The sequence below is a fragment of the uncultured Phenylobacterium sp. genome (genome assembly GCF_902826855.1).
Lineage (GTDB): Bacteria > Pseudomonadota > Alphaproteobacteria > Caulobacterales > Caulobacteraceae > Phenylobacterium.
This window is the reverse complement of the sequence record NZ_CADEGK010000030.1, coordinates 1-12,665: the sequence shown is the minus strand read 5'-3', so window position 1 is coordinate 12,665 and position 12,665 is coordinate 1. Positions and strand designations below refer to the sequence as shown.

The following is a 12,665-nucleotide window of genomic DNA, read 5'->3' as shown; positions in this document are numbered from 1 at the left end:
GGGTGGCTGCCACGCGCCCGGTTCGCCCGCCTGTCGCAGGCGGTGAAGGACCTGAGCGCCGCACGCAGCCACGAGGCGATCATCGACATCACCCGCCGCGCGGCGCGCGACATTGCCGGCTCCCTCGGCGTGGCCATCGTCCTTCGCGACGGCGACCGCTGCCACTACATCGCCGAGGACAGCGACGTTCCGCTGTGGACCGGCCAGAAGTTCCCCCTCAACGGCTGCATCTCGGGCTGGGCCATGCTGCACCGCCAGCAGGTGGTGATCCCGGATATCTATGCCGACGACCGCATCCCCCATGAGGCCTACCGCCCCACCGGCGTGCACAGCCTGATCATGACCCCGGTCGGCGAGCCCGCGCCGTTCGGTGCGCTCGGGACCTACTGGCGGGAGGTGCGCGAGGCCACGGCGGACGAGATCTCGTCGATGGCGGCCCTGGCCAGCTGCATGTCCACCGCCCTGCAGAACATCGACCTGATGGACTCCCTGCGCGCCGAACTCGACCACCGCCAGCTCCTGATCAACGAGCTGAACCACCGGGTGAAGAACACCATGGCGATCGTGCAGAGCCTGGCGACCCAGTCGCTGCGCCACGATCGTCCCACCGCCGAGGCACGCGCCGATTTCGAGGCCCGGCTGATGGCGCTGGCCAACGCGCACGTGCTGGTCACCGAGGCAAACTGGCGCTCCGTCTTGCTGCGCGATCTGATCGAACGCACGGTCAGGCCCTTCGCCGCCGACGCGCCCGATCGGTTCACGCTCTCCGGGCCCGACGCGACCATGCCGCCCAAGTCGGCCGTCGCCTTCGCCCTGGCCGTACACGAACTGTGCGCGAACGCCGCGCGCTACGGGGCCCTCACGGTCGAGGCCGGCAAGGTCGCCATCGACTGGAGCCTGGACGACGAACGCCTGCGCATGACCTGGCGCGAGGCCGGTGGGCCGCCAGTCGTGGTCCCCGCCATCCGCGGCTTCGGCTCGCGCCTGCTGGAGCGCGGCCTGGCCGCCGAGCTGCGCGGCGCGGTTTCGCTAACCTTCGCGCCGCAGGGTCTGGTCTGCGAGATCGACGCGCCGGCGCCGGTCGATGATCCCGAACCGCTGTTTCCGTTGCCGGACTAGCCGCAGGCGAGCCTGGCCGAGGGCATCCCCCGCCCGGTCAGTCGTCCGGCGCGTGAAGGATCTCCAGGTAGCGCGCCAGTGCGTCCGGGGGCGCATGCCCGGCCTCACCGAGATGCTGGGCGAGGCGGCCGGCAAGATCGACGCTCCCGTAGACGTAGTGGACGATCAGGATCAGACGGCGCAGCAGGTCAGCGTCCCAACGGTCCGGCGTGACCGGATCGCGCACGTAGACGATGTCGGCCTCGAGTAGCTGATTGAAGGGGTCGCGGACGTCGTTGTTGCGCACGACGGGGGCGATCGACCACCGCTTCAGCTCGGCGAAGGTGTGCGGCAGGAAGCCGTGCGCCCGCATCCAGATGTCGATCTCGCCGAACGACGGCTGATTCTCGTAGAGCGGCACGAACGAGACCTCGAGCTGGATCGCCACGCAGCGGGCCAGGCGCGCCTCGCCGCCTTGCAGCGCCATCAGTTCCGCGCCCTGAATGTCCATCTTCAGGAAGTCGATGTCCGGCAGGCCGGCGATGTCGTCCAGTCGCGTCGTCGCAATCGGCCGGGTCGACTCGATGGCCCCGAAGCGGTCGAAGCCGTTGAAGAACCCCAAATGCGCGGCCGACGGCTTGAGCAGCGAGGTCCTGCCCGAGGCGGGCGCGGCGAGGTGCAGCGTATGGGTCTTCCCATCGCCGACCGCCTGTCCGAACAGTTGGACCCGCTCGCCGTACGCCGCGCGCAGGGCCGGATGCTGGCGCTCGTCGGCATCGAAGGCGTTCAGGCGGGCCAGTCCCGTCTCGAGCAGCAAGCCGTAAGGCGGCTCTGTGCCGATATAGGCCGCGCCGATGTCGGCGATCTCCAACTGACCGTCGAACCCGAGCAGGTCGGCCAGCGCGGATCGTCTAGCTTCATTCACGGCCCGACGCCCCGTCCCCGTTCCAACGCACGTCAGGATGGCGACATCGGTGAAGGTAGCAAGGGCCGCGACGCCCCGTCCGGTTGAACTTCTGTGCTAGGATTGCGACATAGCGCGTCGGAGCACCTGATGACCGACATTCTCGACGGCGACTACCGGACCGGCCAGATCAAGCTGCACGACGCCGCGGGCTTCGACGGCATGCGCAAGGCTGGCCGCCTGGCGGCCGAGTGCCTGGACATGCTGGGCCCGCATGTGGTCCCGGGGGTCGTCACCGCAAAGCTGGACGACCTGGCGCGCGAATTCATCCTGGACCACGGCGCCCTGCCCGCCTGCCTGGGCTATCGGGGCTACACGAAGACGGTCTGCATCAGCCCGAACCACATCGTCTGCCACGGCATTCCCGGAGAGCGGACGCTGCGCGAAGGCGACATCGTCAACATCGACGTCACCGTCATCGTCGACGGCTGGCACGGCGACACGTCGCGGATGTGGGGCGTGGGCGCCGTCACGCCGCGGGCCAAGCGGCTGGTGGACGTGACCTACGAGGCCCTTGAGCGCGGCCTGGCCGTCGTGAAACCCGGCGCCACCACCGGCGACATCGGCCACGCCATCCAGTCCTACGTCGAATCCATGCGCTGCTCCGTGGTGCGCGATTTCTGCGGCCACGGGCTGGGGCGGGTGTTCCACGACGCGCCCAACATCCTCCACTTCGGCCAGCGCGGGACGGGCGAGGTGCTGAAGCCCGGCATGTTCTTCACCATCGAGCCGATGGTGAACCTGGGCAAACCCCCGGTGAAACTGCTCTCCGACGGCTGGACGGCGGTCACCCGCGACAAGTCGCTGTCGGCCCAGTGCGAACACTCCGTCGGCGTCACCGACACCGGCTGTGAGGTCTTCACCCTGTCGCCCACGGGCCAGTATCGTCCGCTGATGATCGCCGCCTAGATTGCGAAGCCGCGCCAACGGCGCGATGCTCGGCCCATGCTGAAGTTCACGCTGGCGCTCGGGTCCGCCTTGGTCCTGGCCACACCCTCCGCCCTGGGCTCCGATCCAACCGCACTCGGCATCGGCGCGATCTGCGGCGCCGAGGACGCGTTCGCCACAGGGGTCGTCGCCAAGCCGGTCATCCTGCCCGATGTCGGGACCAGCGGCTTCGCGGCAGACACCAAGAACCCCGAGGCCCAGGCCTGGTTCAGCTACGGCATGCAGGCCTACCACGCCTTCCTGCACCGTGAGGCGAAGCAGGCGCTGGCCAAGGCCGCCGCACTGGATCCGGCCTGCGCCACGTGCGCCTGGGGTGAGGCGCTGTCGCTCGGGGCCAGCCTCAACACCCAGGCGACGACGCAGGAGACCGCCGCGGCCCTGGCCATCGCGGACCGCGCCGCCAAGCTGGTCGCACCGGGTGATGAGCGAACCGCCGCCCTCGTCGCCGCCCTCCAGCTCCGCTATCGCCCCACCGCGCCGCCCGAAGGTCGCGAGCAGGCCTTCGGCCGCGCCATGGATGCGATCGCCCGCCGCTACCCCGCCGATAACGCAATCGCCACGGTCGCGGCCCACGCCTTGATCATCCCCGCCCGGCAAGACGACTTCACGGGCGTTCCGCGTGCGATGGAGATCCTTGAGGACGTGCTGGCGCGCAAGCCGGACGAGACCGCGGCGATCCACTACTACATCCACGCCAGCGAGTTCGCCGGCCACGCGCCGCTGGCCCTGCCGTACGCCAAGCGGTTGGCGAGCCTGGCGCCGGGCGCCGGGCACATGGTCCACATGGGCACCCACACCCTGATGCGCGTGGGCCTCTATCAGGACGTGGCGCTCACCAACGCACGGGCGCTGAAGGTGGACGCCGAGACGGGTGTCCCCGCCCCGACCAACCCCACCGGGCCCCGGTACTATCTCCACAACTACCTGTTCGGCCTGGGCGGGGCGATGATGGCGGGCGACCGCGGCCTGGCCCTGAAGTACGCCGATCACGCCGGTGTCGGGTTCCCGATGTCCGCCAGCGCCGAGCTTGGAACCACCGCCCAGGCCCGCAGCCTGGTGGCCCTGGGCCGCTTTGCGCCGGACCGCGCCCTCGCGCTCAAGCCGGCGCCCGCCGACCTCCGCATCCTGAAAATCTACCGCCACTACGCTCGCGGCGAAGCCTATGCGGCCAAGGGCGATGCGGTCGGCGCGGTCCGCGAGGGCGAGGCCATCGCCGCGCTCGGCGCGGAGGCGGCCAAGGCGTCGGAGACCGGCAACGTCACGCTGGCCGAGATCGCCGGCGGCGTGCTCGCCGGGCGCGCGGCGATGCTCGCCGGCCAGCCGGACCGCGCCGCCATCATCTTCGCCCGGACAGCGATTGCCCAGGAGAAGGCGTATCCCGCGCCGAAGAACTTCGACCCGCCGCCCTGGTGGTACCCGGTCCGCCGCAGCCTGGCCGCCGCCCAGCTGAAGGCCGGACGCTATGCGGAGGCCGAGCGGGCCGCCCACGCCAGCCTGGCCGAGTGGCCGCGCGACGCGCTGGCCCTGCGCATCCTGGCCGAGGCCGAGCGTCACCAGGGACGTCGCGGGGCGGCCAGCGACCACCTCGCCGAGGCCCGCCGCGCCTGGCGGGGCGACCTGGCCCAGGTTCCGCTGGATCTGACGTAACGCTGGCCGGCCAGTTCGTTACACATCCCTCACTTGCCCGTGCCGCCGCCGCGGGGCAGCTTTCGGGTCAGGGACGGGGTGGAAGCAGGGCTCATGCTGTCGATTAAGGGTCTGACGCACGTCTATCCGAACGGAACGCGCGCGCTGGACGGTGTCGATCTGGAGATCGGCAAGGGCATGTTCGGCCTGCTGGGTCCCAACGGCGCCGGGAAGTCCACCCTGATGCGGGCGATCGCCACCCTGCAGACGCCGACCGGCGGCGCCATCACCTTCGGCGACATCGACGTCGTCGCGCAGCCAGAGAAGCTGCGCCGCACCCTGGGCTACCTGCCACAGGACTTCGGCGTCTACCCGCGGGTCTCCGCCGTCGACCTCCTGGACCACATGGCCGTGCTGAAGGGCATCGCCTCAAGGGGTGAGCGCAGGGATACCGTCGAGACCCTGCTGCAGCAGGTGAACCTGTGGGATGTGCGCAAGAAGGCGGTGGCCGGCTACTCCGGCGGCATGCGCCAGCGCTTCGGGATCGCCCAGGCCCTGATCGGCCGGCCCAGCCTGATCATCGTCGACGAGCCCACGGCGGGCCTCGATCCGGAAGAGCGCAACCGGTTCCTCAACCTGCTGGCCGAGATCGGCGAGAACGTGGTGGTGATCCTCTCCACCCACATCGTCGAGGACGTGTCCGACCTCTGCCCGCGCATGGCTATCCTGGGCGCGGGACGCATCCTGAAGGAGGGCGCGCCCGCCGAGCTCACCCGCTCCCTCGACGGACGGCTGTGGAAGAAGACCATCGCGCGCTCCGAGCTCGAGGCGGAACGGGCCCGTCACGAGGTGATCGCCAGCCGGCTGGCCACCGACCGGCTGGTCATCCACGTGCTGGCCGACGCCCGCCCGGATCCCGCCTTCGAACCCATCGCCGGCGGCCTGGAGGACGTCTACTTCTCCGCCCTCACGGCCTCGCGCCGCGCGGCCTAGACGCCGATGGTCGGAAAGATCGCGGCCTTCGAGCTGCGCTACCAGCTGCGCCAGCCGATCTTCTGGATCAGCGCGCTGATCTTCTTCGCCCTGGTGTTCGGCGCGGTCGGCATCGACCAGGTGCGCATCGGCTCCGGCGGCAACGTCCACAAGAACTCGCCGAAGGGCATGGGCGAGATCGTCATGGTGATGTCGATCTTCTTCATGTTCGTCTCCACAGCGTTCGTCGCCAACGTCATCGTGCGCGACGAGGAGACCGGCTTCGGCCCCATCATCCGCTCCACGCGGATCACCAAGTTCGACTACCTGTTCGGCCGCTTCCTGGGCGCCTTTGCAGCCGTTGCGATCAGCTTTCTGGCCGTGCCCCTGGCGATCTGGATCGGCTCGCTCATGCCCTGGGTCGACCCGGAGACGATGGGGCCGAACGTGGCTGGCCACTACGTCTACGCGTACGTCTGGCTGGCGCTGCCGGCCTTGTTCCTGACCTCGGCGCTGTTCTTCACCCTCACCACGATCACCCGTTCGATGATGGGCGCCTACATCGGGGTGGCCGGCCTGCTGATCGCCTACCTGTTGATGGCGGTGGCGCTGCAGGACCCGGAGAAGCTGCGGCTGGCGGCCCTGGTCGACCCGTTCGGCTACAGCGCCTGGGATCTCGCCACCCGCTACTTCACCGCCGCCGAGGCCAACGCCCGGATGCCGCCGCTGATTGGGCCGGTGCTCTGGAACCACGCCATCTGGATGCCTGTCGCCCTCCTCGCCCTGGCCGCCGCGTGGTTCACCTACAGCTTCGAGGAAAAGGCCGGCCGCGGGCGGAGCCCGAAGCCTGAGGCCGCGCCGCCGCCGCCGATGAAGCCGCTGGCCCGGCCGCGCCACGGCGGCCTCGAACTGGCCTGGGCGCAACTGACCAAGCGCACCCGCTTCGAAATGGGCCAGGTGTTCAAGAGCCCGGCCTTCGCGGTGCTGCTGGCCATGGGCCTGTTCAACAGCCTGGGCGGGCTCGTCCTGGGCGCCGAGGCGATGGGCGCGGCGCTCTACCCGGTGACCCGCTGGGTGATCAACGTCCTCGACGGCAGCTTCACCTTCCTGGTGGTGCTGGTGGCGGTGTTCTACGCCGGCGAACTGGTCTGGCGTGAGCGCGACCGGCGCACGCACGAGATCGTCGACGCCACCGCCGTACCCGACTGGGCCTTCCTGGTCCCCAAGACCATCGCCATCGTGCTGGTCCTCCTGGCCATGCTCGTGACGAGCGCCGCGATGGGGATCGTGATCCAGCTGCTGAACGGCTACCTCACGATCCAGCCGGGCAAATACCTGTTCTGGTACATCCTGCCCAACGCCCTGGACTGGACGCTGATCGCGGTGCTGGCGGTGTTCTGCCAGGCCGTCTCGCCGCACAAGTTCGTGGGCTGGGGCCTGATGGTGCTCTACCTGATCGCGCGGCTGGTGCTGCCGACCCTCGGGTTCGAGCACAACCTCTACCTGTTCAACGGCCGCCCCGGCGTGCCGCTCTCCGACATGAACGGCCAGGGCGACTTCGCCGGCTACGCCGCCTGGTTCCGCGCCTATTGGACGGCGTTCTCCATCATCCTTCTCGTGTTGGCCTACGCGCTCTGGCCGCGCGGGACCGAGACCCGCATGGCGCCGCGCCTGAGGCGCCTGCCGCGCCGGCTGATGGGTCCGCCCGGGATCGTCGGCGGGGTGGCGCTGGCGGCCTTCGTCACCCTGGGCGGGGTGATCTTCTACAACACCAATATCGAGAACACGTACCGCACGCGGATCGCCGACGAAGAGTGGCTTGCGGACTACGAGAAGGCCTTCCTGCGCTACGAGACGCTGGCCCAGCCGTCAGTTACCGATGTGGAGCTGGACCTCGACCTGCACCCCCACACGCCCAAGCTCACCACCGAGGGTGTCTACCACCTGCTGAACGACTCCAACGCGCCGATCCGCGAGTTGCACGTGCGCCTGGACCGCGACACCAAGGCCCTGCAGATGGCGGTGAACGGGGCCCGCAGGGTGCGCGCCTTCGACCGGTTCAACTACCGCATCTTCACCTTCGATCGGCCGCTGATGCCCGGCGAACGCACCGCGCTGTCGTTTCAGACGGTCATGGGTCAGGTCGGCTTCAAGAACTCGGGCAACATGACCCGCATCGTCGACAACGGCACGTTCGTCGACAACTTCGAGTTCGCCCCGGTGGTCGGCATGGACCGCAACCGACTGCTGCAGGACCGCGCCAAGCGCCGCAAGTACGGCCTGCCGCCCCAGCTGCGTCCGCCAAAGCTGGAGGACCGCGCCGCCCAATCGCGCAATTACCTGGCCAATGCCGACTGGGTGAACGCCGACATCCGCGTCACCACGGTCGCCGACCAGACGCCGATCGCGCCCGGGTACCGGATCTCCGACGACGTCAAGGGGGCCCGGCGCACGGCCCGCTTCCGCACAGACGCGCCCGTGCTCAACTTCTTCTCGGTGCAGTCGGCCCGCTACGCCGTCCGGCGCGAGGGCTACAAGGGCGTCGAACTCGCGGTGTACTACGACCCCCAGCATCCCTGGAACGTCGAGCGCATGATCGGGGCGCTACGGACCGGGCTGGACTATTTCCAAGCCAACTTCAGCCCCTATCAGTTCCACCAGGCCCGGATCATCGAGTTCCCGGACTACGCCCAGTTCGCGCAGGCGTTCGCCAACACCATGCCCTACTCCGAGGGCATCGGATTCATCACCGACAACACCAGGCCCGACAAAATCGACTACCCCACCTACGTCACCGCCCACGAGTTGGCGCACCAGTGGTGGGCCCACCAGATCATCGGCGCCGACATGCAGGGCGCGACCGCGCTCAGCGAGACTCTCGCCCAGTACTCGGCCCTGATCGTCATGGAGAAGACCTACGGCCAGACCGGCATCCGCAAGTTCCTGAAGTACGAGCTGGATCGCTACCTTCGCGCCCGCGGCGGCGAGGCGGTCGAGGAGCTGCCGCTGATCCGGGTCGAGAACCAGGGCTACATCCACTACCGCAAGGGCTCGCTGGTCATGTACCTGCTGCGCGACCGGATCGGCGAGGCGAAGGTCAACGCAGCGCTCCGCAGTCTGCTGCAGCAATACGCCTTCAAGGGCGCCCCCTACCCACGCTCTCAGGACCTGGTGGATGCGCTGCGCGCGCAGGCCGGCGCCGACCCGGTGGCCCAGCAGCTGATCACCGACCTGTTCGAGAAGATCACGCTCTACGACCTGTCCACCCAGCGCGCCCTTGTCACTCACAGGCCCGACGGCCGCTATGACGTCACCGTGACGATCGGCGCGAAGAAGGCCTACGCGAACGCCACGGGGCTCGAGACCGAGACCCCGATCCCGCCCAACGAGGCCTTCGACCTCGGGGTCTTCACCAGCGAGCCGGGCAAGCCGGGGTTCGGCGCCAGGGACGTCCTCTACTTCCAGCGCGTCCCTCTGAAGAGCGGCGTCCAGACCGTGACGGTCACTGTGGACCGCAAGCCCGCCTTCGCCGGCGTCGATCCCTACAACAAGCAGATCGACCGCAACTCCGACGACAACGCCATCGCCGCCGTGACACGCTAGCCCGGCGCGACAATCACCAGCATCGCCACGGTGATGGCGGCCGCCACCACGCACATCAGCGTCGACCACTTCATCCTACAAGCCCCCATCCCACCGGAAGATGCCTCGGAGGGCGGCGCGGCGGCGTCCCCCGATCGGGGGTGTGGATTGGTCCTTGCCTTTCTGGAACAATTACGGAACATTCCCGCCCCATGGCCCGCCCGCTCGCCGTGGAAGACGTCTCCGCCCAGCCTGATCTGTGGCGCGTCAAGGCTGCGCCTGCGCCCAAGCCGCACTACGCCGGCCACCGCGACCGCCTGCGCGAACGCGCCGGCGCCGGCGGCCTGGCGGCCCTGCCCGACTATGAAGTGCTGGAGCTGTTCCTGTTCCGCTCGATCCCGCGTGGCGACGTCAAGCCGCTGGCCAAGCAGTTGCTGGCGCGCTTCGGCTCGCTCGGCGGCGTGCTGGGCGCGACGCCGGCGGACCTGCGCCGCGTCGGCGGGGTCGGCGAGTCGGTGGCCCTGGACCTGAAGCTGCTGCACGAAGCGGGGCTGCGGACCGCGCGCGAGCAGGTGGCGCGCCGCCCGGTCATCTCGTCCTGGAGCGCGCTCCTGGCCTACGTGAAGACCGCGCTCGCCCACGAGGCGCGCGAACAGTTCCGCGTCCTCTTCCTCGACAAGAAGAACCAGCTGATCGCCGACGAGGTGATGAACCGCGGGACTGTCGACCACGCGCCGGTCTACCCCCGCGAGGTCGTCCGCCGCGCCCTGGAATTCTCCGCCAGTGCGTTGATCTTGGTCCACAACCATCCGTCAGGCGACCCGACACCCTCCAGCGCCGACGTCGACATGACCCGCCAGGTCGTCGAGGCCGCCCGTCCTTTGCGCATCGCCGTCCACGATCACCTGGTCGTCGGCCGCGATGGCGTCGCCAGCTTCAAGGCGCTTGGTCTGATGTGACCGGCTCTGCGACGCAAAACCTCCCCCGTTCACGGGGGAGGGGGACCACGAAGTGGTGGAGGGGGCGGTGACCCATCATGAGAGCTGACGGCAATCTCCACAGCCGCGCGCGTCGCCTGCGCAAGCACATGTCGCTACCGGAGGTGATGCTCTGGAAATGCCTGCGCGGGCGGGGCGACGGCAAGCCCGTGTTCCGCCGTCAGCATCCGCTCGGCCCCTATGTCCTCGATTTCTACTGCCCCAGCGTAAAGCTCTGCATCGAGATCGACGGCGGATCACACGGCTTCGGTGACCAGCCACAACGCGACGCGCGGCGCGAAGCCTACCTCCAGCGCCTCGGCATCCGCACGATCCGGCTGGCGGCCAGCGAGGTGATCAGCAGTCCGCAGTCGATCGCCGACGGGCTGATCTTCGAGGCCGGTGGACGGCCCCACCGCCCCCTCCACCCTTCGGGTCCCCCCTCCCCCGTGAACGGGGGAGGTTTTGCAGGCCGAGACGGCGTCGCCAGCTTCGAGGCGCTTGGTCTGATATGAGGAATCTCTGCCCTTCCGCACTCGCGGTCGGGCGCGCAGCACCCTAGGTTGGCGCGATGACTGCGCCGGCCGACACCCACCCCGTTCAGGAGCCGGCCCCCGGCATGCTGGCGCCGCTCAGCCATCCGGTGTTTCGCGGAATCTGGGTCGCGAGCCTGTTCTCCAATCTGGGATGGCTGATCCAGGGCGTCGGCGCCGCCTGGATCATGACCCAGCTCACCACCAAGGCCGACCTGGTGGCCATGGTCCAGACCGCCCAGATGGGGCCGACCCTGCTGCTGGCGCTGGCCGCGGGCGCCATCGCCGACATGTACGACCGGCGCAAAGTCGCGCTGGCGGCCATTAGCTTCAACCTCGTCGGCGCGATCACTCTGGCGGCCCTGAGCTTCGCCGGTCTGGTGACGCCCGGCGTCCTCCTTCTGGGCGTCGCGTTGATCGGGGCCGGCGGCGCCCTGATGGGACCGGCCTGGCAGGACTCGGTGCGCGAGCAGGTGCCGGCGCCGCTGCTGCCTGCGGCGATCACGCTGAACAGCATCAGCTTCAATATCGCCCGCAGTTTCGGCCCGGCGCTGGGCGGCGTCATCGTCGCTGCGGCCGGCGGCGCGGCGGCCTTCGCCATCAACGCCATCTTCTACACGCCCATGCTGCTGGCCCTCGGCCGCTGGAAGCGGACGCCGGAGCCGGCGCGGCTGCCGCCCGAAGGGCTGGGGCGCGCGATCGTGTCCGGGGTCCGCTACGTCTTCCACTCGCCGCCCATGCGGGTGGTGCTCCTGCGAACCCTGATGCTGGCGGTGTCCGGCGCGGCGGTCTCCTCCCTCATGCCCCTGATCGCACGCGACGTCCTCAAGGGCGGCGCAGAGACCTTCGGCCTGCTGCTGGGCGCCTTCGGGCTGGGCGCCGTCACCGGGGCGCTCAACATCGCCCGGCTGCACCGCCGCCTGGCGCCGGAGACCCTGGTGCGCATCTCCACCCTCGTCGTGGCCGCGGGCACGGCCGTCATTGGGTTCAGCACCCTCCTGCCGCTGACGCTGGTGGCCTTGTTCATCACTGGGGCCGGCTGGATGCTGAGCGTCAACGAGCTGAACATCGTCATCCAGACCTCGGCGCCGCGCTGGGTCGCCGGCCGCGCCCTGGCCACGTTCCAGGCCGCGATCGCCGGCGGCATCGCCATGGGCGCCTGGATGTGGGGCACGATCGCCCAAGCCTATGACGTCCCAACCGCACTGCGGCTGTCGGCGCTGGCCCTGGCGCTCCTGCCGATCGCGGGGCTGTGGCTGCGGCTGGGCGGCCGCGGCCAGGGCAGCGACGAGGCCCAGCCCCTGCCCGACCCGGAGGTCGCGCTCAAGCTGACCCCGCGCAGCGGGCCGATTCGCATCGAGCTGGAGTACGCCGTGGCGCCGGAGCGGGCGCGAGAGTTCTATGGCCTCCTGCTGCGGCTGGGCGCCATCCGCTCGCGCACCGGAGGCTACGGCTGGGCGGTGGCGCGCGACGTGGCGCAGCCGGAGCGCTGGATCGAGTCCTACAGCTGCCCCACCTGGCTGGACTACCTGCGCCAGCGCACGCGGCTCACCGAGGCCGAGCGCGAGCTGACCGCCCAGGTCCGGTCGTTCCAGGCGTCCGACCGCCCGGTCAAGGTGCACCGCTGGCTGGAACGGCCATTCGGCTCCGTCCGCTGGAAAGACGACACGCCGGACGTCGACCCGCTGGGGCCCGCGCCGCTGTAGGCCCTGTTTTGAGCTCCCGGTTTACAACCGCCAGCCAGCGCTCGACAATTGTCTGAACGATCGGTCGGGCATCGTCGACAGGGGGAAGCGTGATGGCGGTGGCGCGTGAAACCGGCGGGGCGGCCGCGGCGCCCCCCTCGCTCTGGACGAAGTTCGCCTACGGCTTCGGATCCGTCGCCTACGGCGTCAAGGACAACGGCTTCAACCCCACATTTCCCAAGTAAGGCGCTGATTTCGCTGTCCTGACCATTATATTTCC

General features: G+C 69.5%; 10 protein-coding genes. 9 read left to right on the top strand and 1 reads right to left on the bottom strand.

Annotated features, from left to right (window positions below):
- Positions 1-1,119 (top strand): HWE histidine kinase domain-containing protein (locus QZV94_RS06510; protein WP_293676996.1); only part of this gene is annotated, 1,119 nt, incomplete at its 5' end.
- 37 nt (positions 1,120-1,156) lie between these two features.
- On the opposite strand, the gene QZV94_RS06505 is transcribed toward QZV94_RS06510, so the two are convergent.
- Complete coding sequence (locus QZV94_RS06505) at positions 1,157-2,023, bottom strand: FkbM family methyltransferase (protein ID WP_293676995.1); 867 nt, start codon at positions 2,021-2,023, stop codon at positions 1,157-1,159.
- A 129-nt stretch (positions 2,024-2,152) separates the two neighbouring features.
- Here QZV94_RS06505 and map point away from each other — a divergent pair, with 129 nt between their 5' ends.
- From map to QZV94_RS06465, 8 genes are all read left to right on the top strand, one after another.
- Positions 2,153-2,971, top strand: a complete 819-nt coding sequence (map, locus tag QZV94_RS06500) for a type I methionyl aminopeptidase (RefSeq protein WP_293676994.1) — start codon at positions 2,153-2,155, stop codon at positions 2,969-2,971.
- A 36-nt stretch (positions 2,972-3,007) separates the two neighbouring features.
- On the top strand, positions 3,008-4,657 hold the full coding sequence (locus tag QZV94_RS06495) for a hypothetical protein (RefSeq protein WP_293676993.1): 1,650 nt from the start codon (positions 3,008-3,010) through the stop codon (positions 4,655-4,657).
- Positions 4,658-4,750: 93 nt separating this feature from the next.
- Complete coding sequence (locus tag QZV94_RS06490) at positions 4,751-5,629, top strand: ABC transporter ATP-binding protein (protein ID WP_293676992.1); 879 nt, start codon at positions 4,751-4,753, stop codon at positions 5,627-5,629.
- 6 nt (positions 5,630-5,635) lie between these two features.
- A complete protein-coding gene (locus QZV94_RS06485; protein WP_293676991.1) occupies positions 5,636-9,211 on the top strand; it encodes a M1 family aminopeptidase in 3,576 nt (1,191 codons plus the stop codon).
- A 191-nt stretch (positions 9,212-9,402) separates the two neighbouring features.
- Positions 9,403-10,149 (top strand): DNA repair protein RadC, encoded by a 747-nt coding sequence (radC, locus tag QZV94_RS06480; RefSeq protein ID WP_293676990.1) that lies wholly within the window; start codon positions 9,403-9,405, stop codon positions 10,147-10,149.
- A 77-nt stretch (positions 10,150-10,226) separates the two neighbouring features.
- Positions 10,227-10,682: an endonuclease domain-containing protein gene (locus QZV94_RS06475; protein ID WP_293676989.1), complete on the top strand. Its 456-nt coding sequence runs from the start codon at positions 10,227-10,229 to the stop codon at positions 10,680-10,682.
- Between the two features lie 56 nt (positions 10,683-10,738).
- Positions 10,739-12,406 carry an MFS transporter gene (locus QZV94_RS06470; protein ID WP_293676988.1) on the top strand — a complete coding sequence of 556 codons (1,668 nt, stop codon included), beginning with the start codon at positions 10,739-10,741 and terminating at the stop codon, positions 12,404-12,406.
- 92 nt (positions 12,407-12,498) lie between these two features.
- Positions 12,499-12,630 carry a hypothetical protein gene (locus tag QZV94_RS06465; protein WP_293676987.1) on the top strand — a complete coding sequence of 44 codons (132 nt, stop codon included), beginning with the start codon at positions 12,499-12,501 and terminating at the stop codon, positions 12,628-12,630.
- Positions 12,631-12,665: the final 35 nt, after the last annotated feature.